Here is a 21,842-nt window from a genome sequence, read left to right as displayed (position 1 = left end):
CATGGACACCAAATTGCTCGATATCCTCGCTTGCCCGGTCTGCAAAGGCCCGCTCAAGCTCAGCGCCGACAAGACCGAGCTGATCAGCAAGGGCGCAGGCCTGGCTTACCCGATTCGCGACGGCATCCCGGTGATGCTCGAATCCGAAGCGCGCACCCTGACCACCGATGAGCGCCTGGATAAATGACCACAGCCTTTACCGTCGTCATTCCATCGCGTTACGCCTCCACCCGCCTGCCGGGCAAACCGATGCTGCTGATCGCCGGCAAGCCGATGATCCAGCACGTCTGGGAACAGGCGAGCAAAAGCAGCGCCGAACGGGTGGTGGTGGCCACCGACGACGCGCGCATCGTCGAGGCCTGCAAAGGCTTTGGTGCCGAAGTGGTGCTGACTCGTGAAGATCACAACTCCGGCACCGATCGCCTGGCCGAAGTCGCGACGAAGCTGGGCCTGGCGCCCGACGCCATCGTGGTCAACGTCCAGGGCGACGAGCCGCTGATCCCGCCGAGCGTGATCGATCAGGTGGCCGCCAACCTGGCGGCCCACGCCGAAGCGCGCATGGCCACCCTGGCCGAGCCGATCGAAGACGTGGACACCCTGTTCAATCCCAACGTGGTCAAGGTCGTCAGCGACCTCAATGGCCTGGCGCTGACGTTCAGCCGTTCCACCTTGCCTTGGGCGCGGGATGCCTTTGCCGTGAACCCTGAGCAGTTGCCCGAAGGTGTGCCATACCGCCGCCATATCGGCATCTATGCCTACCGCGCCGGTTTCCTGCAGGATTTCGTCAGTTGGGGGCCATGCTGGCTGGAAAACACCGAGTGTCTGGAACAGCTGCGTGCCCTGTGGCACGGCGTGCGGATCCACGTGGCCGACGCACTGATCGCGCCGCCAGCCGGCGTCGATACCGTTGAAGACCTTGAGCGCGTTCGTCGCCTGCTGGAGGCGTGATGCGGGTTCTGTTTGTCTGCCTGGGCAACATCTGCCGTTCACCCACGGCCGAAGGCGTGCTGCGGCATAAACTGCGCGAGGCCGGTTTGGCCGATCAGGTTGAAGTGGCCTCCGCCGGCACCGGCGACTGGCATGTCGGCAAGGCGCCGGACAAGCGCAGTCAGGCTGCGGCGAAGCTGCGCGGTTATGACTTGTCCGCCCAGCGCGCCCAGCAAGTCAGCCGTGCCGATTTCGCCACCTACGACCTGATCCTGGCGATGGACAACAGCAACCTGCGCAACCTCAAGGCCTTGCAACCGGCCAAGGGCAAGGCCGAACTGGACCTGTTCCTGCGTCGCTACCAGTCGCCGGTCGATGAAGTGCCGGACCCGTACTACGACGGCGAGCAAGGCTTCGAGCAGGTGCTGGACCTGATCGAGCACGCCAGTGATTTGCTGGTGATCGAATTGAAGGGACGGTTATGAGTTTGCAGGTTCAATCGCAGGTTTCGCTCAAGCCGTTCAACAGCTTTGGCGTGGATGTCCAGGCCCGGTTGTTTGCCGAGGCCCATAGCGACGCCGATGTGCGCGAAGCCCTGGCCTACGGGCTGGAGCACAAGGTCCCGGTGCTGGTTATCGGCGGCGGCAGCAACCTGCTGCTGACGGCGGACATCGAATCGCTGGTGCTGCGCATGGCCACGCGCGGGATTCGCGTGCTGAGCGATGAGGGCGGCAAAGTGGTGATCGAGGCCGAGGCGGGCGAGCCCTGGCATCCTTTTGTGCAACACACACTGTCCGTGGGGCTCTCCGGCCTGGAAAACCTCAGCCTGATTCCCGGCACGGTCGGTGCGGCACCGATGCAGAACATCGGCGCTTATGGCGTCGAGATCAAGGACGTGTTCGCCGGCCTGACCGCCCTTGATCGCCAGACCGGCGAACTGCGTGACTTCACATTGCAAGAGTGCAACTTCGCCTACCGCGACAGCCTGTTCAAGCAGGAACCGGGGCGTTGGTTGATCCTGCGTGTGCGTTTCGCCCTCGACCGCGCCGCGCATCTGCACCTGGAGTACGGCCCGGTGCGTCAGCGCCTGACCGAACAAGGCATCGAGCATCCGACTGCCAGCGATGTCAGCCAGGCCATTTGCAGCATTCGCAACGAAAAACTCCCGGACCCGGCCGTACTCGGCAATGCCGGCAGCTTCTTCAAGAACCCTCTGGTGTCGGCGGCGCTGGCTGCACGGCTCAAGGGCGAATACCCGGACCTGGTGGCCTATGCGCAACCCGACGGGCAGATGAAGCTGGCCGCCGGTTGGCTGATCGAGCGGGCAGGGTGGAAAGGATTCCGTGAGGCTGATGCTGGCGTGCATAAATTGCAGGCGCTGGTGCTGGTCAACTATGGCGGCGCGACGGGCCTGCAATTGCTGAACCTGGCTCAGCGCATCCAGAAAGACATTTTCGAGCGTTTCCATGTCGATCTGGAAATGGAGCCAAACCGCTATTGAGCTAAGCTTCCAGGACGGATCAAAAAGCCCTGCACAATGTTTATTGTGCAGGGCTTTTTTGTTAATGCTCGGTTAACTTAGTCAGCTAACGATGCACACTCTTGCTCCACAAAAGGCCCGGTGCAGACGTCTGCGTCTGCATAAGAGAGCCCACTAGCCTGAGTCGATCTGCGTGCGACCGACCGAGATCCAGCGGCAGATTGCTCGACCCCATAACTCAAGACCTATGCGGGCGTGCCCATGATTACCCTGAAACTCAATGGTCAAGACCATCAACTCGACGTCACCGAGGACATGCCGCTGCTCTGGGCAATCCGCGACGTGGCCGGTTACAACGGCACCAAGTTCGGCTGCGGCATGGGCCTGTGCGGCGCCTGTACCATTCATATCGAAGGGGCTCCGGCACGCAGTTGCATCACGCCCATCGGTTCAGTCGCCGGGCAGAATGTCAGCACCATCGACAACCTGCACGCCGACCCGATCGGCAAAGTCGTGCAGCAAGCCTGGCTCGACACGGCAGTGGCCCAGTGTGGCTTCTGTCAGGGCGGGCAAATCATGTCGGCGACGGCGCTGCTCAAGACCAACCCGAACCCGAGCGACGAGCAGATCGAAGAAGCCATGCTCGGCAACATCTGCCGCTGCGGCACCTACAATCGCATCAAGACCGCGATCCGCCAGGCCTCCACTCACCTGAAGGAGGTCAAGGCATGAGCCGGTTACCGAATGATTTCGTCCTGAGCAACCTCAGTCGCCGTGGTTTTCTCAAGGGCGTGGGGGCGACCGGTGCGCTGGTGGTCGCCGCGAGTTGGGGCTGGCAGGACGCGTTTGCCGAAGAGAAAGAGAAGAAGTTCGGCGCCGACGGCATGCCTCACGGCTGGGTCGGCGATCCGAAAGTCTATGTGAGTATCGCCGCCGATGGCACGGTGACCGTGATCTGCAACCGCTCGGAGATGGGCCAGGGCGTGCGCACCAGCTTGACCATGGTGGTGGCCGATGAGCTGGAAGCCGACTGGGCGATGGTCAAGGTACAGCAGGCCCCCGGCGATGAAGCGCGCTTCGGCAATCAGGACACCGACGGCTCGCGCAGCATGCGTCACTGGTACGAGCCGATGCGTCGCTGCGGTGCCGCTGCGCGGACCATGCTTGAACAGGCCGCCGCCGCACAATGGAAAGTGCCGGTCGGTGAATGCCATGCGCAATTGCACAAGGTCGTCCATGAGCCGTCCGGCCGCGAAATCGGATATGGCGCCCTGGCTTCCGCCGCAGGCGCCTTGCCGGTTCCGGCCCGCGATAGCCTGAAGCTCAAGCAACCTTCGGAGTTTCGATACATCGGCAAGGAAGGCACCAAGGCCATCGATGGTGAAGATATCGTCAACGGTCGTGCGGTGTACGGCGCCGATGTGCATTTCGACGACATGCTGTATGCGACCATTGCGCGGCCCGCGGTGTATGGCGGCAAAGTCAAAAGCTTCGATGGCAGCGCGGCGATGAAAGTCCCCGGCGTGGTCAAGGTGCTGCAGATCGAAAGCCGTCCGTTGCCTTCGGAGTTCCAGCCCCTGGGCGGCATCGCCGTGGTGGCGAGCAATACCTGGGCGGCGATCAAGGGCCGCGAGGCGCTGAAAATCGAGTGGGATGACGGCCCCAACGCCAGCTACGACTCGATTGCCTATCGCAAGGAACTCGAAGCGGCCTCGCTCAAGCCCGGCAAAGTCGTGCGCAATACCGGCAACATCGACCAGGCCATGGCCGGCGCCGATAACACCCTGGAAGCCTCCTACTACTTGCCGCATCTGTCACAGTCGCCGATGGAGCCCATGGTCGCCATCGCGCGGTTCAAGGACGGTGCGTGCGAAGCCTGGGGGCCAAGCCAGGCACCGCAGGTCACCCGGGAACGGATCGGTGAGCGCCTGGGACTGCCGTTCGACAAGGTCACGTTCAACGTGACCTTGCTCGGGGGCGGGTTCGGGCGCAAGTCCAAGCCTGACTTCATCATCGAGGCCGCCATCCTCGCCAAGGAGTTCCCCGGCAAAGCGGTGCGGGTGCAATGGACCCGCGAAGACGACATCCACTGTTCCTACTTCCACACCGTGTCGGTGGAATACCTCAAGGCCAGCCTGAACAAGGACGGCCTGCCGTCCGGCTGGTTGCACCGTACGGTGGCACCGAGCATCACCGCGTTGTTTGCGCCGGGCATGAACCATGAGGCGGCGTTCGAGTTGGGCATGGGGTTCACCAACATGGCGTATGCGATCCCCAACATTCGCCTGGAGAACCCCGAGGCAACGGTGCATACCCGGGTGGGTTGGTATCGCTCGGTATCGAACATTCCCCATGGCTTCGCGATCCAGAGTTTTATCGATGAACTGGCGCACAAGGCCGGGGAAGATCCGCTGAAGTACCAGATCAGATTGCTCGGCCCGGACCGTCAGATCGATCCGCGCACCTTGAGTGAAGAGTGGAACTACGGCGAATCCCCCGAGCGTTATCCGATCGACACCGCGCGTCTGCGCACGGTACTGGAAACCGCCGCCAAAGCCGCCGGTTGGGGGCGTGAGTTGCCCAAGGGGCGTGGCCTGGGGCTGGCGGTGCATTACAGCTTCGTGACCTATGTGGCGGCGGTGATCGAGGTGGAGGTCAAGGACGACGGTACGCTGCTGGTGCACAAGGCTGACATCGCCGTCGATTGCGGACCGCAGATCAATCCCGAGCGGATTCGTGCGCAGTTCGAAGGCGCCTGCGTCATGGGCCTGGGTAATGCGGTGCTGGGGGAAATCAGCTTCAAGGACGGCAAGGTCCAGCAGGATAACTTCCACATGTACGAAGTGGCGCGCATGTCCCTGGCACCGAAAGAAGTGGCGGTGCATCTGGTGACGCCACCGGGCAACGTCCCGTTGGGCGGTGTGGGTGAACCGGGCGTGCCACCGATTGCGCCGGCACTGTGCAATGCGATCTTTGCTGCCACCGGCAAACGCATCCGCAACCTGCCGGTTCGTTATCAGCTGTCGGGCTGGCAGAAGGCTGGCGCCTGATGGACAGCGCCGATCTGAATGTCCTGCGCAGCGTGTTGCAATGGCATCGCGCCGGTCAGCGCGTGGTGTTGTACAGCGTGGTCGAAACCTGGGGCACCGCGCCCCGGGCACCCGGCGCCATGCTGGCCTTGCGCGAAGACGGCATGGTGATTGGTTCGGTCTCGGGCGGGTGTGTCGAAGATGACTTGATCGCCCGGCTGCACGACGGGCGCCTCGCGCTTGACGGGCCGCCGGTGCAATTGATCACCTACGGCGTGACCCGGGAGGAAGCCGCACGTTTCGGCTTGCCCTGCGGTGGCACCTTGCGCTTGACCGAGGAGCGTATCGACGATGGGGATTGGGTCGAGCAATTGCTCGCCCGTTGCGAGGCCCATGAAATCGTTGCGCGTGAACTGAACCTGGCCACCGGTGAAGTGCTTTTGCAGCCGGCCAGTAAAGCTGACGTGTTGACGTTCGACGGACAGACCTTGCGGGCGATCTATGGCCCGCGCTGGCGCTTGCTGCTGATTGGCGCGGGGCAGCTGTCGCGCTATGTGGCGGAAATGGCCCGGCTGCTGGATTTCGAGGTGCTGATTTGCGATCCGCGTAGCGAGTTCGTCTACGGCTGGGAGGAGCAGCACGGGCGATTTGTTTCGGGCATGCCGGATGAGGCGGTATTGAACATCCAGACCGACGAACGCACGGCCATCGTGGCCTTGACCCATGATCCACGTCTGGACGACATGGCGCTGCTCACAGCCCTGGATTCCAGGGCTTTTTACGTCGGGGCGCTGGGATCGCGGGTCAACAGCCAGAAACGCCGGGAAAACCTGGCTGAACTGGGTTTGTCACAGCCGGCGATTGACCGCTTGCATGGCCCGATCGGTTTGCACATCGGCAGTCATAATCCGGCGGAAATCGCCTTGTCGCTCATGGCGGAAATCGTGGCGGTCAAAAATGGCGTCGAACTGAAGCAGAAGAAAGCCGTGCGGGAGAGCGTATGAGCGAGTCCATTGGCGTCATCGTACTGGCGGCGGGGCAGGGCAGCCGCTTTCGTCAGGCGGCGGGCGCCGAAAAGGATAAATTGGTGGCCGATTGCACCGGGCGTGACGGCGTGGAGCGGTCCGTCATCGAGCACTCGTTGGTCAACTTGCCGGCGACGCTGGACAAACGCGTACTGGTGACCACTGCTGACCGCCCGCAAGTGATACGCATGGCTCAGGCCTATGGTTGCGAGATTGTGCTGATCGAATCGACGGGAATGGGCGACAGCATTGCTGCGGGAGTCGCTGCCTGCAAGCAACTCGATGGCTGGCTGATGGTGCTGGGGGATATGCCGTTCATCCTGCCATCCAGTATCGAGCAAGTTGTGGCGGGTATCGGCGATGACCGTATCAGCGTCCCCGTGCAGAGCGGTGAGTACGGGCATCCGGTCGGGTTCGGACGGGACTTCGCGGCGGGGTTGGTGGCGCTATCGGGGGATCGTGGCGCCAAACCGTTGTTTGCCCAGGGGCGGGTAGTAGAAGTAGCGGTGGATGATCCGGGTGTGTTGTGGGATGTGGATGTGCCTGAAGCACTAACCTTCAGACCGGCATAGATCCTTGTGGGATGTTCAAAGATATAAAAAAGCCCCGCCTGGGATCACCAGGCGGGGCTTTTTAGTGGCCGATGGAATCAGACGAGAGGTTTAGGCTCGTGTTCTTTTTCCTCGGCTTGCTCTACCGCTTCCTGAACGGAACGCGGTGCTTCGTGGATCACCGACTCAACCGGCTCGGCAGCCACTTCGGCAGCCGGGGCAGGAGCTGCCTCAACCACTTCAGCAACAACCGGTGCAGGTTCGGCAGCGGCAGCCAGTTCAGCTTCCTTCTGCAGACGCTCGGCTTCACGCTTGCGGCGACGCACTTCACGCGGGTCGTTAGGCGCACGGCCACTTGGCGTCAGCGCGCTGGCAGGAGCAGCTTCGACTACAGGAGCAGGTGCTTCAGCAACGACCGGAGCTTCAACGACTGGCGCTTCAACCTCTGGTGCTGGAGCCGGTTCCGCGGCGGCAACCACCGGCTCGGAAACCATGGCTTCAGCCACTGGGGTCTCAGTGGCTGGTGCAGCGGCTTCAGCGACGGCTGGCTCGGCAACCCAGTTGAATGCGGTTTGCTCTTCGCGAACTTCACGCACGGTTTCAGTCACGGTTTCAACAACCGCTTCTGCAGCCACGGCAGGTGCTTCTACTACTGGCGCTGGCTCGGCAGCCGCTTCAACAGCTGGCTGAGCTTCTGGCGCTGGCGCCACTTCGATTTCCGGCGAGGCGGTGACTTCGACCGGTGTGGTCGCTTCAACGACTGGCGCTTCAACCGGAGCTGCTTCCAGGGTAGCGGCAGTAGCGCGTTCGGCTTGCACATTGGCTTCAGCTTCGGCAGGAGCGCTGATCACGCTGCTGGCAACGGCTGCGGTGACAGCCAGGCCGGCGGCCAGATCGGCAACGCTTGGCGCTTCAGCGTTTTCGCCGGACTCGGACTCTTCCGAACCTTCGATCACGTTGCCGTTGGCGTCACGCTGACGCTCGCGACGGTTGCTGCGACGACGCTGACCACGGGAACGGCGGCGTGGACGATCGCCTTCGGCGCCTTCCTGACCGTCTTCCTGCAGTTGCTCTTCACTGGTGACCAGTTCTTCTTCAGTTGCGGCGGCGGCTTGTTCGGCACGTGGCTGACGTTCTTCACGCGGTGGGCGTGGAGCGCGCTCTTCACGTGGCTGGCGAGCCGGACGCTCTTCAGCGGTAGCAGCGACGGCCGGAGCAGCCGGAGCGGCCGGAGCGGCATCCAGAGGTTCGCGCAGTTCACGGACGCGTTCTTCACGCTCGCCACGTGGCTTGCGATCTTCACGCGGAGCGCGCGGTGCACGTTCTTCACGAGGCGCGCGTGGTGCGCGTTCTTCGCGGGCTACTGCTGGAGTTTCTTCGCGGGTCTCGCGTGGTTCGCGCACTTCACGTGGCTGACGCTCTTCACGCGGCTCACGTGGTGCGCGTTCTTCACGCGGTGCACGTTCTTCGCGGGGCTTGCGCTCTTCATCGCGGCGAACGTTACGGTTGCGGCTTTGCTGGCGACCGTTGCGACGCTCTTCGTTGCGGGCCGGACGCTCGGTGGTCGCAGGTTTTTCAACCACGGCCGGAGCAACAGGCTCTTCCTTGGTGGCGAACAGGCTCACCAGCGATTTCACCAGGCCTTTGAACAGGCTTGGCTCCGGTACGGCGACCGGGGCAGGGGCCGGGGCGGCAACTTCGGTCGGAACCGGAGCATTGGCGCGGGCCGGAGCAGTCTTGACCGCGGCTTCCTGGCGAACCAGGGTGCGGGTCGCAGCGGCTGGCTGGACTTCTTCGACTTCGGCGGCGGCAGCGGCGATTTCGTAGCTGGACTGGTTGGTCGCGGCTTCCGGGCTGTCGTCACGCAGGCGCTGCACTTCGAAGTGCGGCGTTTCGAGGTGATCGTTCGGCAGGATGACGATACGGGCACGGGTGCGCAGTTCGATCTTGGTGATCGAGTTGCGTTTTTCGTTGAGCAGGAACGCAGCCACCGGGATCGGCACTTGTGCACGAACTTCGGCGGTACGGTCTTTCAGGGCTTCTTCTTCGATCAGGCGCAGGATCGCCAGGGACAGCGATTCAACGTCACGGATGATGCCGGTGCCGTTGCAACGCGGGCAGACGATGCCGCTGCTTTCGCCCAGGGACGGACGCAGGCGCTGACGGGACATTTCCAGCAGGCCGAAGCGCGAGATGCGACCGACTTGCACGCGAGCGCGGTCGGCTTCCAGGCATTCGCGGACTTTCTCTTCCACGGCGCGCTGGTTCTTGGCAGGGGTCATGTCGATGAAGTCGATGACGATCAGGCCGCCGATGTCGCGCAGGCGCAACTGACGGGCGATTTCTTCGGCCGCTTCAAGGTTGGTTTGCAGCGCGGTTTCTTCGATGTCGCTGCCTTTGGTGGCGCGCGCCGAGTTGATGTCGATGGACACCAGGGCTTCGGTCGGATCGATGACGATGGAGCCGCCGGAAGGCAGTTCGACGACGCGCTGGAAAGCGGTTTCGATCTGGCTTTCGATCTGGAAACGGTTGAACAGCGGAACGCTGTCTTCGTACAGCTTGATCTTGCTGGCGTACTGCGGCATCACCTGGCGGATGAAGGTCAGGGCTTCGTCCTGGGCTTCAACGCTGTCGATCAGCACTTCGCCGATGTCCTGGCGCAGGTAGTCGCGGATCGCGCGGATGATCACGTTGCTTTCCTGGTAGATCAGGAACGGCGCGGAACGATCCAGCGAGGCTTCCTTGATAGCGGTCCAGAGTTGCAGCAGGTAGTCGAGGTCCCACTGCATTTCTTCGCTGCTGCGACCCAGGCCGGCAGTGCGCACGATCAGGCCCATGTCGGCCGGGGCAACCAGGCCGTTCAGCGCTTCACGCAGTTCGTTGCGCTCTTCGCCTTCGATGCGACGGGAGATACCGCCGGCACGCGGGTTGTTCGGCATCAGCACCAGGTAACGACCGGCCAGGCTGATGAAGGTGGTCAGGGCGGCGCCCTTGTTGCCACGTTCTTCTTTTTCGACCTGAACGATGACTTCCTGGCCTTCGCTCAGGACGTCCTTGATGTTGACGCGACCTTCCGGGGCTTTCTTGAAGTATTCGCGGGAGATTTCTTTGAGGGGCAGGAAGCCGTGGCGCTCAGAACCGAAATCGACAAAGGCAGCCTCGAGGCTTGGTTCGATGCGAGTAATCCGGCCTTTATAGATGTTGGCCTTCTTCTGCTCGCGTGCACCGGATTCGATGTCCAGGTCGTAGAGGCGCTGGCCATCTACCAGTGCAACACGCAACTCTTCGGGTTGAGTTGCGTTAATCAGCATTCTTTTCATGTAGTACCGTCGGTTTCCGGGCTGCCGGAAACGGCGTTCGGCACACACGACTTCTCACGGTCGGTGTCAGGTGCGTCGGGAGTGGTTGGCCATTTCCCGTGTCCAGCGAAGTCCGGCCAATGTGGGCCTTCATCGCGACGTACGCGTCCTGCTTGCTGTGGCTACTTAAGCACTCAGTCAGGAGGAGGAATCAACCAGCGGCTGTGGACGAGATGAAGCGTCTTGAGAAAGCCTGTTGCTACACAGTCCGGCGGTTGTGCATCTCCACCCTACACGTATCCCTGATAATTCGGGTGCTGCCGCGCGCAGAATCCGCAGCGGGTTGGCATTTACCGTGAGCTCCGAAAGGGGAGGTCACGCATCATGGCTAATTTAGGCGTTGTTTCCGATGCCTTCGCTCGGGGTCATTCGCAGCTGACTGCACTTTGTGAACTGGCCGTGAATATGGCTCGCAAAACGAGTGAAAACTCTGCTTTGTGGCGTGATTCAGGCCTCATGTCACCTGCGCTCGTTACACCTGCAAACTCCACCGTTACGTAGCGAAAGCCCCGTAGGACGGCCTCGCGTCCTGGTGAATTGCGTTGGTCAGGGCCGGTTTTTGACCGTTGGTCCGCTGTCCAGGCCGCTTTTGGCGGCGTTCGCGACTATAGCAGCAATGATTAAGTGCTTCAATTCCATAAAAAATTGTTATCATCCGCGCCATGACGACGACTACCCCCCCGACTCCAAGCGTACAACTGCTTGAGGTCTCGCCGGAATATGCCGGCCAGCGCATTGATAATTTCCTTCTCGCCCGACTCAAAGGCGTGCCCAAGACCTTGATTTACCGCATTTTGCGCAAGGGCGAAGTGCGCGTGAACAAAGGTCGGATCAAGCCCGAGTACAAGCTGCAGGCGGGCGATATCGTGCGCGTGCCGCCGGTACGTGTGCCTGAGCGCGACGAGCCGGTGCCACTGGCACAAGGCCTGCTGCAGCGGCTCGAGGCCTCGATTGTCTTCGAAGACAAGGCGCTGATCGTGATCAACAAACCTTGCGGCATCGCCGTTCACGGCGGCAGCGGCTTGAATTACGGGGTCATCGAAGCCTTTCGTCAGTTGCGTCCCGATTGCAAGGAGCTCGAACTGGTTCATCGTCTCGACCGTGACACCTCCGGCCTGCTGATGATCGCCAAGAAGCGCAGCATGCTGCGTCACTTGCACACGGCCTTGCGCGGTGATGGCGTCGATAAGCGCTATATGGCGCTGGTTCGCGGTAACTGGGCGTCTTCGATCAAGCAGGTTCGAGCGTCGCTCGGCAAGAGCAATCTGCGCTCCGGTGAGCGTATGGTCGAGGTCGACGAGGAGGAGGGCAAGGAGTCTGTGACCGTGTTCAAGGTCCTGCGTCGCTTTGGCGACTTTGCCACTTTGATCGAAGCCAAGCCGATCACCGGCCGCACTCACCAGATCCGTGTCCACACGTTGCACGCCGGGCACTGCATTGCGGGCGACACCAAGTACGGCGATGACGATTTCAGTAAGGAAATCCGCGATCTGGGCGGCAAGCGCCTGTTCCTGCACGCCTACATGCTGACCGTGCCGCTCCCCGATGGCGGTGAGCTGAAGCTGCAAGCGCCGGTCGACGAGATGTGGGCCAAAACCGTGGAGCGATTGAGTGCGCCCATCTGATTACAAGCTGCTGATCTTTGATTGGGACGGCACCCTGGCCGATTCCATTGGTCGGATTGTCGAGGCGATGCACGTTGCCTCGCAACGTTCCGGCTTTGAGCTGCGCGATGATCTGGCCGTCAAAGGTATCATCGGCCTGGGCTTGCCGGAAGCGATCCGCACCCTGTACCCCGAAATCGACGACGCCGAGCTGATTGCCTTCCGCGAGCACTATGCTGAGCATTACATTGCGTCGGAGGCTGTGCCTTCGCCGCTGTTCGAGGGTGTGGTCGAATCGCTCGAGGCGTTTCGTACTGAGGGCTATCATCTGGCTGTGGCGACCGGCAAGGCCCGTCGCGGGCTGGATCGGGTGTTGAAGTCCCATGGCTGGGAGAATTACTTCGATATCACTCGCGCCGCCGACGAGACCGCCAGCAAGCCTCATCCGCTGATGCTCGAGCAGATTCTCGCGCATTGCGAGGTTCGCCCGGAGCAGGCGTTGATGGTCGGTGATTCGTCCTTTGATTTGCAGATGGCGCGCAACGCCGGCATGGGCTCGGTGGCCGTCAGTTACGGCGCTCAATCGATCGAAGCGTTGAAGTTGTATGAGCCGCTACTGGCCATCGATCGTTTTTCAGAATTGCATGCCTGGCTGAGTCAGCAGGCTTAACCGGTTGTTTTTGGGGTGGATGGCATGACCGACGAATGGAAGGCGCCCGCCAAGGCGAGCGCAGAGAGCGGTGACGACAGAAGCTGGAAGCTGCTGGAAAAGACGCTGCTGGCCAGCATACAGGAGCAGCGGCGGTCTCGTCGCTGGGGGATATTCTTCAAGCTTCTGATATTTGTGTATCTGTTCGGTGCCATTGCCCTGTTTTCGCCGCTGATGGATGTGGAGAAGGCCGCTACCCGCAGTGCCAATTACACGGCGTTGATCGATGTGACGGGCATGATTGCCGACAAGGAGCCGGCCAGCGCAGACAATATCGTTGGCAGCCTGCGCGCGGCTTTCGAGGACAAGAAGGTCAAGGGTGTCATCCTGCGCATCAACAGCCCGGGCGGCAGTCCGGTGCAGTCGGGTTATGTCTATGACGAGATCCGTCGTCTGCGCGGCCTGCACCCGGACATCAAGCTCTATGCGGTCATCTCCGATCTGGGGGCTTCCGGCGCTTACTACATTGCCAGTGCGGCGGATCAGATCTACGCCGACAAGGCGAGTCTGGTCGGTTCCATCGGTGTGACGGCGGCCGGTTATGGTTTTGTCGGCACCATGGAGAAGCTGGGCGTCGAGCGTCGCACCTACACCTCTGGCGAGCACAAGTCGTTCCTCGATCCCTTCCAGCCACAGAAAGCGGAAGAAACCGCCTTCTGGCAGGGCGTGCTCGACACGACCCATAAGCAGTTCATCAGCAGTGTGAAGCAGGGGCGGGGCGATCGCCTGAAGGATAAGGAGCATCCGGAACTGTTCTCCGGCCTGGTCTGGTCCGGCGAGCAGGCGCTGCCGCTGGGGTTGGTCGATGGGCTGGGCAATGCCAGTTCGGTTGCGCGGGATGTGATCGGCGAGAAAGAGTTGGTGGACTTCACCGTTCAGGAGTCGCCATTCGATCGTTTCTCGAAAAAACTCGGTGCCAGCGTTGCTGAGCATTTGGCGATGTGGATGGGCTTTAACGGGCCGTCGCTGCGCTGATCCGGCTTTAAGGTCAAAAGATCGCAGCCTGCGGCAGCTCCTACGCTAATTCGTGTAGGAGCTGCCGCAGGCTGCGATCTTTTTGCTTTCAGGGGATTTGCACGCCTTCAGTCAACAGCATGTCGATCAGGCGAATCAGCGGCAGGCCGATCAGGCTGGTGGCGTCGGGGCCCTCTGTGCTGCGAAACAGGCTTACCCCCAGGCCTTCGGCCTTGAAGCTGCCTGCGCAGTCGTAGGGTTGCTCGGCGCGCAGGTAGCGTTCGATGCGGGTTGCGTCGAGTGTGCGCATGTGTACGGTGAACGGCACGCAATCGACCTGGCAGTGCCCGGTCTGGCTGTTGAGCAGGGCCAGGCCAGTCAGGAACGTCACGCTGGCGCCGCTGGCGGCCAGCAGTTGTTCGCGGGCCTTTTCGAACGTGTGGGGCTTGCCGATAATCCGCTCTCCCAGCACGGCGACCTGGTCGGAGCCGATTATCAGATGAGCGGTATGGCTGCCGGCCAGGGCGCGGGCTTTCTCTTCGGCGAGGCGTTTGACCAGCTCGATGGCGGATTCGCCCGGGCGATGGCTTTCGTCGATATCCGGCGAGCTGCAAGTGAAAGGCAGCTGCAGGCGGGTCAGTAATTCCCGGCGATAGGCCGAGCTGGAAGCGAGTAATAATGGCAGCATGCGCAACTCCGTAAGGCAGGTGCGAATTCTAGCGAGGCTTCCAAGTGACGGACAGGGCTGAATTTCCTTTGACATGGGCGGGGGCATCCCTATAATGCTGCGCCTATGTTGAATGACCCGATTCCACCTCACGTTGACCCGCGCAAATTGGCTGATCGTGGCACCACCCTTCAAGGTGAAATGCTGCTGGCCGATTTGGAGAGACTCTGCGACCCGCTTTCCGACACTGTCGGTACGGTGCAGGCTAAATTCGTTTTTGAACGAGATGAACGTAAATCTGTGGTCATCCACAGCTTTATCGACACTGAAGTCAAAATGGTTTGCCAGCGTTGTCTTGAGCTGGTCACCCTGCCGATCCACAGCGAATGCAGTTACGCTGTGGTGAAGGAGGGTGCGAATACCCAGTCGTTGCCGAAAGGTTATGACGTGCTGGAACTGGGCGAAGATCCTTTGGATCTGCAGTCACTGATCGAGGAGGAGCTTCTGCTCGCCTTGCCCATTGTGCCTGCTCATCATCCGGAAGAATGCCAGCAGCCGGCGGGTCTCGATGAGCCCGAACCGAGCGAGGACGAGGTAACGCGGTCCAACCCGTTCAGTGTATTGGCGCAGTTAAAGCGTGACCCAAACGTTTAGGAGTTAATCAATTATGGCTGTTCAGCAGAACAAAAAATCCCGCTCTGCCCGTGACATGCGCCGTTCGCACGACGCTCTCGAGGCTAGCACCCTGTCTGTAGAAAAAACCACCGGTGAAGTTCACCTGCGTCACCACGTATCGCCAGAAGGCGTATACCGTGGCCGTAAAGTGATCGACAAGGGCGCTGACGAGTAATCACTTGTCCGCTCAAGTCATCGCGATTGACGCAATGGGCGGGGACTTCGGTCCCCGCAGCATTGTCCAGGCCAGCCTTGCTTGCTTGTCTGCTACACCTTCGCTGCACCTGACCCTCGTCGGTCAACCCTCCCTTCTTGAAGAATTGATCGCTGGCCATCCGGCTGTGGATCGCGCGCGCCTGTCGATTACACCGGCGTCCGAAGTCATCACCATGGACGAAAAGCCTGCCCAGGCCCTGCGTGGCAAACCTGACTCGTCGATGCGCGTGGCGCTTGAGTTGTTGCGTGACGGCAAGGTCCAGGCCTGTGTCAGTGCCGGCAACACCGGGGCGCTGATGGCGTTGTCGCGGTTCGTGCTCAAGACCTTGCCGGGCATTGACCGCCCGGCCATGGTGGCGGCGATTCCGACACAGAAGGGTTACTGCCAGTTGCTCGACCTGGGCGCCAACGTCGATTGCAGTGCCGAGCATCTGTTGCAGTTTGCGGTCATGGGTTCGGTTGCGGCTGAAACCCTGGGCATAGTGCGTCCTCGGGTGGCGTTGCTGAACATCGGCACCGAAGACATCAAGGGCAATCAACAGGTCAAGTTGGCAGCGACGTTGTTGCAAGGCGCCCGTGGCATCAATTACATCGGCTTTATCGAGGGCGACGGTTTGTACCGTGGCGAAGCGGATGTGGTGGTGTGTGACGGTTTTGTCGGCAACATCCTGCTCAAATCCAGCGAAGGTCTGGCGACCATGATTGCCGGGCGCATCGAGGCGTTGTTCAGGAAGAACTTGGCCTCTCGCGTGGTCGGCGCGCTGGCGCTGCCGTTGATGAAGCGTTTGCAGGCCGATCTGGCGCCTGCCCGGCACAACGGCGCGAGCTTTCTCGGCTTGCAGGGGATTGTGGTGAAAAGCCACGGTTCTGCCGGGGTCCAGGGTTTTCAAAGTGCCATTCAGCGCGCCTTGATCGAGATTCAAGAGAATCTTCCTGAACGCCTGCACGGTCGTCTGGAGGATTTGTTGCTTTAGGCGTTTTCGTCGGACAATGCTTAAATGTGACCGCTTGGTTCGATGGGCCATCCAACTGTCAGTTTCTTGCGTCCCCAAAGCGGGGCGCCAACTCTCCGACGACAAGATCATTAGGGGCTTGTTACATGTCTGCTTCCCTCGCATTCGTCTTTCCAGGACAGGGTTCGCAGTCCCTCGGCATGCTGGCCGAGCTGGGCGCGCAACATCCGGTTGTCCTTGAAACATTCAAAGAAGCTTCCGATGCACTGGGTTACGACCTGTGGGCACTGACCCAGCAAGGGCCGGAAGAGCAACTCAATCAAACCGATAAAACCCAACCGGCCATTCTGACCGCCTCTATCGCCCTGTGGCGTCTGTGGCTGGCCGAAGGTGGTGCGCGTCCGGCTTACGTTGCCGGACACAGCCTGGGTGAATACAGCGCGCTGGTCGCGGCAGGCAGCCTGAGCCTGGGCGACGCGGTGAAACTCGTCGAGCGTCGTGGTCAGTTGATGCAGGAAGCCGTTCCGGCCGGTCAGGGCGGCATGGCCGCCATCCTGGGCCTGGACGATGCCGACGTACTGGCGGCCTGTGCCGAAGCGGCGCAAGGCGAGGTGGTCAGCGCGGTCAATTTCAACTCGCCGGGCCAGGTGGTCATCGCCGGTGCCAAGGCTGCCGTCGAGCGCGCCATCGAAGGCTGCAAGGCGCGTGGTGCCAAGCGAGCCATGCCGTTGCCGGTCAGTGTGCCGTCGCACTGTGAGCTGATGCGTCCGGCTGCCGAGCGTTTCGCCGAATCGATCGCCGCGATCGACTGGCAGGCGCCGCAGATTCCTGTGGTGCAGAACGTCAGTGCCCAGGTGCCGGCCGATCTGGAAACCCTCAAGCGCGATCTGCTCGAGCAACTGTACAAGCCAGTACGCTGGGTTGAATCGGTCCAGGTGCTGGCCGCCAAGGGCGCAACCAACCTGGTCGAGTGTGGCCCGGGCAAAGTACTCGCCGGTCTGAACAAGCGTTGCGCCGAAGGCGTGTCGACATCCAACCTCAATACCCCAGACGCTTTCGCTGCCGCCCGTGCAGCGTTGGCCTGAATCAGGAGAAGCTTGCATGAGTCTGCAAGGTAAAGTTGCACTGGTCACCGGTGCCAGCCGTGGCATCGGCCAGGCTATCGCCCTGGAACTGGGTCGTCAGGGCGCCATCGTTGTGGGTACCGCGACCTCCGCGTCGGGTGCCGAGCGCATTGCCGCGACCCTGAAGGAAAACGGTATTCAGGGCACTGGCCTGGAACTCAACGTCACCAGCGACGAGTCCGTGGCTGCGGTCCTGGCGAGCATTCAGGAGCAGTTCGGTGCGCCGGCGATTCTGGTCAATAATGCCGGTATCACCCGCGATAACCTGATGATGCGCATGAAAGACGACGAGTGGCACGACGTTGTCGATACCAATCTGAACAGTCTGTTCCGCCTGTCCAAGGGCGTTTTGCGCGGCATGACCAAAGCCCGTTGGGGCCGAATTATCAGTATTGGCTCGGTTGTGGGTGCCATGGGCAACGCAGGCCAAGTAAACTACGCTGCCGCCAAGGCCGGTCTGGAAGGTTTCAGCCGTGCTCTGGCGCGTGAAGTCGGTTCGCGTTCGATTACGGTAAACTCGGTGGCCCCTGGGTTCATCGATACCGATATGACTCGTGAACTGCCCGAGGCACAGCGTGAAGCCTTGCAGACGCAGATTCCGCTGGGTCGTTTGGGGCAGGCTCAAGAGATCGCGTCCGTGGTCGCTTTTCTTGCGTCGGACGGTGCGGCTTACGTTACCGGAGCTACAATCCCGGTGAACGGCGGGATGTACATGTAATTCAAATGTGACGGATTGCTTCAAAAAAATGTCATACGAGCTGTCTAAAATCCGTTATAAAGCTGCAATCTATTTATAGGCAGAGGGTCACCGGGTTCGAGGAGTGAAGCTTTCAGTTGAAAAGCTGAAAAGCCTTTCTATACACTTACCCACTGGCCAGCTGCCTGAATTTGTCCATTAGGAGTGAAAACAAGGTATGAGCACCATCGAAGAGCGCGTCAAGAAAATCGTTGCTGAGCAACTGGGCGTTAAAGAAGAAGAAGTGGTCAACACTGCTTCCTTCGTTGAAGACCTGGGTGCCGACTCCCTTGACACCGTTGAGCTGGTGATGGCTCTGGAAGAGGAATTCGAGACCGAAATCCCTGACGAAGAAGCCGAGAAGATCACTACTGTACAAGCTGCAATCGACTACGTTACTAGCCATCAGGCGTAATAGTTTGTAATCGTTGCTCGCTGTCATGGAAAAACCGCACTGCCATCATGGCGTGCGGTTTTTTCTTTAGGCCTGATGCAAAGTCGTCATTTGAAAAAAGGAGAGTGCTGTGTCGCGTAGACGCGTCGTAGTCACCGGTATGGGTATGTTGTCGCCACTGGGCACGGATGTGCCGAGCAGTTGGCAGGGCATTCTGGCTGGCCGCAGTGGCATTGGTCTGATCGAACACACCGACCTTTCTGCCTATTCCACCCGTTTTGGCGGCTCGGTAAAGGACTTCAATGTCGAGGAATACCTGTCGGTCAAGGAAGCCCGCAAGCTCGACCTGTTCATTCAATACGGTCTGGCCGCAGGTTTTCAGGCGGTACGCAATTCCGGTCTGGAAGTCACTGACGCCAACCGTGAGCGTATCGGCGTGGCCATGGGCTCGGGTATTGGCGGTCTGACCAATATCGAAGAAACCGCCCGCACGCTGCACGAGACCGGCCCACGACGGATTTCTCCGTTCTTCGTGCCAGGCTCGATCATCAATATGATTTCCGGTTTCCTGTCCATCCACCTCGGTGCACAGGGACCTAACTACGCCATCGCCACGGCCTGTACCACCGGTACACACTGCATTGGCATGGCAGCCCGCAACATCATGTACGACGAAGCCGACGTGATGATTGCCGGCGGCGCCGAGATGGCGGCCTGCGGTCTGGGCATGGGCGGCTTCGGTGCTTCCCGCGCGTTGTCGACCCGTAATGACGAGCCGACCCGCGCCAGCCGTCCATGGGACAAGGGCCGCGATGGCTTTGTGTTGTCCAATGGTGCCGGTGCGCTGGTGCTGGAAGAACTCGAGCACGCCAAGGCGCGTGGCGCGACTATCTACGCCGAGCTGATCGGCTTCGGCACCAGTGGCGATGCCTACCACATGACCTCGCCGCCAGCCGATGGCGCGGGTGCTGCGCGCTGCATCACCAATGCGCTGCGCGATGCCAAAATCAATGGCGATCAAGTGCAGTACATCAATGCCCACGGCACCTCGACTCCCGCAGGCGACCTGGCCGAAGTCAATGCGATCAAGTCGGTGTTCGGCGAGCACGCCTACAAGCTGGCCGTCAGTTCCACCAAGTCCATGACCGGCCACCTGCTGGGTGCGGCGGGCGCGGTCGAGGCGATCTTCAGCGTGCTGGCAATCAACGGCCAGGTGGCACCGCCGACCATCAACCTCGATGAGCCGGACGAAGGCTGCGACCTCGATTTCGTGCCGCACACGGCGCGCAACATGGATATCGATGTGGTCGTTTCCAACTCCTTCGGCTTTGGCGGCACCAACGGCTCGCTGGTGTTCCGCCGGTTCGCAGGCTGATGGACAGCTGGGTCGACGGTCAGCCGGCTGACGCTTTGTCGCTGAAGGATCGCGGCCTGGCTTATGGCGATGGTCTGTTCGAGACCATCGCCGTGCGCAACGGGCAGCCCGTGTTGCTGGACCGGCATCTGTCGCGTCTGGCGGATGGCTGTTCGCGCCTGGCGATAACAGCCGAGCATGAGCTGATCCGCAGCGAACTGTTGGCCTACGCCGCGGCACTGGGTGACGGGGTGCTCAAGCTCATTCTCACCCGTGGCGACGGTCTGCGCGGTTACGCCCCCGATCCTTCGGCTCAGGCCCGACGCATTCTGCAAGGCAATCCACCGGCGGCTTACCCTGCTGCGCATGGCGAGCAGGGTGTACGTCTGTTTCCTTGCGCCACGCGATTGTCCAGGCAGCCATTACTGGCCGGTATCAAGCACCTGAATCGTCTTGAACAAGTCCTCGCCCGAGCCGAATGGCAGGACACCGAGCATGCCGAAGGCTTGATGCTCGATCAGGCCGGACGCGTGATTGAAGGCGTGTTCAGCAACTTGTTCCTGGTGCGTGATGGCGTGCTCATCACCGCTGACCTCAAGCGCTGCGGCGTGGCAGGCGTGATGCGTGCCGAAATATTGTTTCAGGCCAGGTCGTTGGGAATCCCCACGCAAATCTCCGATATCCCCCTCGAACAGCTGCAATGGGCTGACGAAGTCTTTGTCTGCAACAGCGTGTATGGTATTTGGCCGGTGCACGCCTATGCTGCTCTTCACTGGCCGGTTGGGCCGCTCACCCGTAAACTCCAAACCATTGCCCGTGTTCTACTGGATGCTTGATACGTGAGACGTAAACTCTTGCTGCTGCTGGAAACCGGAGTGGTTCTGGCAGGGCTGCTGATGGGTGCTTCAGCCTGGAAAATTCATTCGGCGCTGGTACAGCCGCTGAACATTGCCCAGGAACAATTGCTGGATGTGCCCAAGGGCACCACGCCGACCCGCACCTTCTACCGACTCGAAGCCAATGGCGTCATCAAGGACGCATTCTGGCTGCGGGTGTATTGGCGCTTCAACCTCGCCAAACAACCCCTGCACAGCGGTGAATACCGCATGAAACCGGGCATGACCGTCGAAGGCCTGATCGACCTGTGGAAACGCGGGGACATGGTTCAGTACAGCCTGACCCTGGTCGAAGGCTGGAATTTCCGTCAGGTCCGTGCAGCGCTGGCCAAGGAAGAGAGGCTTGACCATAGTCTCGACGGTTTGAGCGACAGCCAGGTCATGGACAAGCTCGGCCACACCGGGATTTTTCCGGAGGGGCGATTCTTCCCTGACACCTATCGTTACGTACGGGGCATGTCCGATGTCGAGCTGCTGAAAACCGCTTACGACCGCCTCGACGAAGTTCTGGTCAAGGAGTGGGAACAGCGTTCTCCCGATGTGCCGTACACCGAGCCCTATCAGGCGCTGATCATGGCTTCGCTGGTGGAAAAGGAAACCGGCGTACCGCAGGAGCGTGGGCAGATTGCCGGCGTGTTTGTGCGCCGCATGGCGATAGGCATGCTGCTGCAGACCGACCCGACGGTGATCTACGGCCTCGGCGACCGCTACAGCGGCAAGCTGACCCGGGCTCACCTCAAGGAGTCGACGCCCTATAACACCTACATGAATGCGGGCCTGCCGCCGACCCCGATTTCCATGGTCGGCCGCGAAGCCATCCATGCGGCGCTCAATCCGGTGGAGGGCAACAGCCTTTACTTCGTGGCGCGTGGTGACGGCACTCATGTGTTCTCCGACGACCTGGATGCCCACAACAATGCCGTGAAGGAGTTCCAGCTCAAGCGTCGCGCCGACTACCGCTCCAGCCCGGCTCCCGCTACTGCGACCGAAATGCCGCCAACCCAGGCTGAGCAAAACGGTACGCAGGAGGCCAAGGCTTCGCAGGAGCAGGCGCCGATCCCGGCCGCTTCACCGAACACGGCTCCCGAGGCGCTGCCGCAAGTGCCGCCGCAGGATCCTGCGCCAGCCCCTGAAACGCCCGAACTCGATGCCAACGCACCGAAAAGCTCGCAATGACTCTGACTAAGGA

At 61.0% G+C, this 21,842-nt stretch carries 22 protein-coding genes; 20 read left to right on the top strand and 2 right to left on the bottom strand.

The genetic code is table 11. The features are described from left to right. Position 1: 1 nt before the first annotated feature. From AABM52_RS23300 to AABM52_RS23265, 8 genes are all read left to right on the top strand, one after another. The gene (locus AABM52_RS23300) at positions 2-187 is read left to right on the top strand and encodes a Trm112 family protein (protein WP_003179363.1); all 186 of its coding nucleotides are present in this window, start codon (positions 2-4) and stop codon (positions 185-187) included. After that, positions 184-948 carry a 3-deoxy-manno-octulosonate cytidylyltransferase gene (kdsB, locus tag AABM52_RS23295; protein WP_347908274.1) on the top strand — a complete coding sequence of 255 codons (765 nt, stop codon included), beginning with the start codon at positions 184-186 and terminating at the stop codon, positions 946-948. The genes AABM52_RS23300 and kdsB overlap by 4 nt, the downstream gene beginning before the upstream one ends. Continuing rightward, the gene (locus AABM52_RS23290; RefSeq protein ID WP_347908273.1) at positions 948-1,412 is read left to right on the top strand and encodes a low molecular weight protein-tyrosine-phosphatase; all 465 of its coding nucleotides are present in this window, start codon (positions 948-950) and stop codon (positions 1,410-1,412) included. Before kdsB ends, AABM52_RS23290 begins: the two co-directional genes overlap by 1 nt. Next, positions 1,409-2,428, top strand: a complete 1,020-nt coding sequence (gene murB / locus AABM52_RS23285) for a UDP-N-acetylmuramate dehydrogenase (RefSeq protein WP_347908271.1) — start codon at positions 1,409-1,411, stop codon at positions 2,426-2,428. Before AABM52_RS23290 ends, murB begins: the two co-directional genes overlap by 4 nt. 240 nt (positions 2,429-2,668) lie before the next feature. Next, on the top strand, positions 2,669-3,139 hold the full coding sequence (locus AABM52_RS23280; protein WP_347908269.1) for a (2Fe-2S)-binding protein: 471 nt from the start codon (positions 2,669-2,671) through the stop codon (positions 3,137-3,139). Continuing rightward, positions 3,136-5,457: a xanthine dehydrogenase family protein molybdopterin-binding subunit gene (locus tag AABM52_RS23275; RefSeq protein ID WP_347908267.1), complete on the top strand. Its 2,322-nt coding sequence runs from the start codon at positions 3,136-3,138 to the stop codon at positions 5,455-5,457. The genes AABM52_RS23280 and AABM52_RS23275 overlap by 4 nt, the downstream gene beginning before the upstream one ends. Then, complete coding sequence (locus AABM52_RS23270; protein ID WP_347908266.1) at positions 5,457-6,440, top strand: XdhC family protein; 984 nt, start codon at positions 5,457-5,459, stop codon at positions 6,438-6,440. The genes AABM52_RS23275 and AABM52_RS23270 overlap by 1 nt, the downstream gene beginning before the upstream one ends. Continuing rightward, positions 6,437-7,033: a nucleotidyltransferase family protein gene (locus AABM52_RS23265; RefSeq protein WP_347908264.1), complete on the top strand. Its 597-nt coding sequence runs from the start codon at positions 6,437-6,439 to the stop codon at positions 7,031-7,033. The genes AABM52_RS23270 and AABM52_RS23265 overlap by 4 nt, the downstream gene beginning before the upstream one ends. 77 nt (positions 7,034-7,110) lie before the next feature. Here AABM52_RS23265 and rne read toward each other — a convergent pair whose 3' ends face one another. Further along, complete coding sequence (gene rne, locus AABM52_RS23260; RefSeq protein WP_347908262.1) at positions 7,111-10,332, bottom strand: ribonuclease E; 3,222 nt, start codon at positions 10,330-10,332, stop codon at positions 7,111-7,113. A 701-nt stretch (positions 10,333-11,033) separates the two neighbouring features. Here rne and rluC point away from each other — a divergent pair. Genes rluC through AABM52_RS23245 form a run of 3 tightly spaced genes read left to right on the top strand, consistent with a single transcriptional unit; the run spans position 11,034 to position 13,659 of the window. After that, positions 11,034-11,996, top strand: a complete 963-nt coding sequence (gene rluC / locus AABM52_RS23255) for a 23S rRNA pseudouridine(955/2504/2580) synthase RluC (protein ID WP_046037476.1) — start codon at positions 11,034-11,036, stop codon at positions 11,994-11,996. Then, the gene (locus AABM52_RS23250) at positions 11,983-12,645 is read left to right on the top strand and encodes an HAD-IA family hydrolase (RefSeq protein ID WP_347908260.1); all 663 of its coding nucleotides are present in this window, start codon (positions 11,983-11,985) and stop codon (positions 12,643-12,645) included. The genes rluC and AABM52_RS23250 overlap by 14 nt, the downstream gene beginning before the upstream one ends. Positions 12,646-12,669: 24 nt before the next feature. Further along, the gene (locus AABM52_RS23245) at positions 12,670-13,659 is read left to right on the top strand and encodes a S49 family peptidase (protein ID WP_347908258.1); all 990 of its coding nucleotides are present in this window, start codon (positions 12,670-12,672) and stop codon (positions 13,657-13,659) included. 88 nt (positions 13,660-13,747) lie between these two features. Here AABM52_RS23245 and AABM52_RS23240 read toward each other — a convergent pair whose 3' ends face one another. Further along, a complete protein-coding gene (locus tag AABM52_RS23240) occupies positions 13,748-14,326 on the bottom strand; it encodes a nucleoside triphosphate pyrophosphatase (RefSeq protein ID WP_347908257.1) in 579 nt (192 codons plus the stop codon). A gap of 105 nt (positions 14,327-14,431) precedes the next feature. Between AABM52_RS23240 and AABM52_RS23235 the strand changes: the two genes are divergently transcribed. From AABM52_RS23235 to mltG, 9 genes are all read left to right on the top strand, one after another. Next, the gene (locus tag AABM52_RS23235) at positions 14,432-14,959 is read left to right on the top strand and encodes a YceD family protein (RefSeq protein WP_008152342.1); all 528 of its coding nucleotides are present in this window, start codon (positions 14,432-14,434) and stop codon (positions 14,957-14,959) included. 13 nt (positions 14,960-14,972) lie between these two features. After that, complete coding sequence (rpmF, locus tag AABM52_RS23230) at positions 14,973-15,155, top strand: 50S ribosomal protein L32 (protein ID WP_003179396.1); 183 nt, start codon at positions 14,973-14,975, stop codon at positions 15,153-15,155. Between the two features lie 4 nt (positions 15,156-15,159). Next, on the top strand, positions 15,160-16,170 hold the full coding sequence (plsX, locus tag AABM52_RS23225) for a phosphate acyltransferase PlsX (protein ID WP_347908254.1): 1,011 nt from the start codon (positions 15,160-15,162) through the stop codon (positions 16,168-16,170). Positions 16,171-16,295: 125 nt separating this feature from the next. After that, on the top strand, positions 16,296-17,234 hold the full coding sequence (gene fabD / locus AABM52_RS23220) for an ACP S-malonyltransferase (RefSeq protein WP_347908252.1): 939 nt from the start codon (positions 16,296-16,298) through the stop codon (positions 17,232-17,234). Positions 17,235-17,250: 16 nt separating this feature from the next. Further along, positions 17,251-17,991: a 3-oxoacyl-ACP reductase FabG gene (gene fabG, locus AABM52_RS23215; RefSeq protein WP_007997043.1), complete on the top strand. Its 741-nt coding sequence runs from the start codon at positions 17,251-17,253 to the stop codon at positions 17,989-17,991. Positions 17,992-18,187: 196 nt separating this feature from the next. Further along, positions 18,188-18,424, top strand: a complete 237-nt coding sequence (gene acpP / locus AABM52_RS23210) for an acyl carrier protein (RefSeq protein ID WP_003175607.1) — start codon at positions 18,188-18,190, stop codon at positions 18,422-18,424. Positions 18,425-18,533: 109 nt separating this feature from the next. Then, positions 18,534-19,778: a beta-ketoacyl-ACP synthase II gene (fabF, locus tag AABM52_RS23205; protein WP_150717480.1), complete on the top strand. Its 1,245-nt coding sequence runs from the start codon at positions 18,534-18,536 to the stop codon at positions 19,776-19,778. Then, positions 19,778-20,593, top strand: coding sequence for an aminodeoxychorismate lyase (gene pabC, locus AABM52_RS23200; RefSeq protein ID WP_347908250.1), 816 nt, complete (start codon positions 19,778-19,780; stop codon positions 20,591-20,593). The genes fabF and pabC overlap by 1 nt, the downstream gene beginning before the upstream one ends. 3 nt (positions 20,594-20,596) lie before the next feature. Further along, positions 20,597-21,829: an endolytic transglycosylase MltG gene (mltG, locus tag AABM52_RS23195; RefSeq protein WP_347908248.1), complete on the top strand. Its 1,233-nt coding sequence runs from the start codon at positions 20,597-20,599 to the stop codon at positions 21,827-21,829. Positions 21,830-21,842 lie beyond the last annotated feature (13 nt).

The organism is Pseudomonas grandcourensis (assembly GCF_039909015.1).
Taxonomy (GTDB): Bacteria; Pseudomonadota; Gammaproteobacteria; order Pseudomonadales; family Pseudomonadaceae; genus Aquipseudomonas; species Aquipseudomonas grandcourensis.
Note: the sequence above shows the minus strand (reverse complement) of the source record. Positions and strands in the feature narration are given on the sequence as shown.

Coding starts and splice junctions, on each gene's coding strand:
- murB (WP_347908271.1), top strand. CDS start 1,409: ATGAGTTTGCAGGTTCAATCGCAGGTTTCGCTCAAGCCGTTCAACAGC.
- AABM52_RS23240 (WP_347908257.1), bottom strand. CDS start 14,326: ATGCTGCCATTATTACTCGCTTCCAGCTCGGCCTATCGCCGGGAATTA.
- AABM52_RS23265 (WP_347908264.1), top strand. CDS start 6,437: ATGAGCGAGTCCATTGGCGTCATCGTACTGGCGGCGGGGCAGGGCAGC.
- AABM52_RS23290 (WP_347908273.1), top strand. CDS start 948: ATGCGGGTTCTGTTTGTCTGCCTGGGCAACATCTGCCGTTCACCCACG.
- kdsB (WP_347908274.1), top strand. CDS start 184: ATGACCACAGCCTTTACCGTCGTCATTCCATCGCGTTACGCCTCCACC.
- AABM52_RS23245 (WP_347908258.1), top strand. CDS start 12,670: ATGACCGACGAATGGAAGGCGCCCGCCAAGGCGAGCGCAGAGAGCGGT.
- fabG (WP_007997043.1), top strand. CDS start 17,251: ATGAGTCTGCAAGGTAAAGTTGCACTGGTCACCGGTGCCAGCCGTGGC.
- fabD (WP_347908252.1), top strand. CDS start 16,296: ATGTCTGCTTCCCTCGCATTCGTCTTTCCAGGACAGGGTTCGCAGTCC.
- rluC (WP_046037476.1), top strand. CDS start 11,034: ATGACGACGACTACCCCCCCGACTCCAAGCGTACAACTGCTTGAGGTC.
- rpmF (WP_003179396.1), top strand. CDS start 14,973: ATGGCTGTTCAGCAGAACAAAAAATCCCGCTCTGCCCGTGACATGCGC.
- rne (WP_347908262.1), bottom strand. CDS start 10,332: ATGAAAAGAATGCTGATTAACGCAACTCAACCCGAAGAGTTGCGTGTT.
- AABM52_RS23280 (WP_347908269.1), top strand. CDS start 2,669: ATGATTACCCTGAAACTCAATGGTCAAGACCATCAACTCGACGTCACC.
- acpP (WP_003175607.1), top strand. CDS start 18,188: ATGAGCACCATCGAAGAGCGCGTCAAGAAAATCGTTGCTGAGCAACTG.
- pabC (WP_347908250.1), top strand. CDS start 19,778: ATGGACAGCTGGGTCGACGGTCAGCCGGCTGACGCTTTGTCGCTGAAG.
- AABM52_RS23235 (WP_008152342.1), top strand. CDS start 14,432: ATGTTGAATGACCCGATTCCACCTCACGTTGACCCGCGCAAATTGGCT.
- AABM52_RS23300 (WP_003179363.1), top strand. CDS start 2: ATGGACACCAAATTGCTCGATATCCTCGCTTGCCCGGTCTGCAAAGGC.
- AABM52_RS23270 (WP_347908266.1), top strand. CDS start 5,457: ATGGACAGCGCCGATCTGAATGTCCTGCGCAGCGTGTTGCAATGGCAT.
- AABM52_RS23275 (WP_347908267.1), top strand. CDS start 3,136: ATGAGCCGGTTACCGAATGATTTCGTCCTGAGCAACCTCAGTCGCCGT.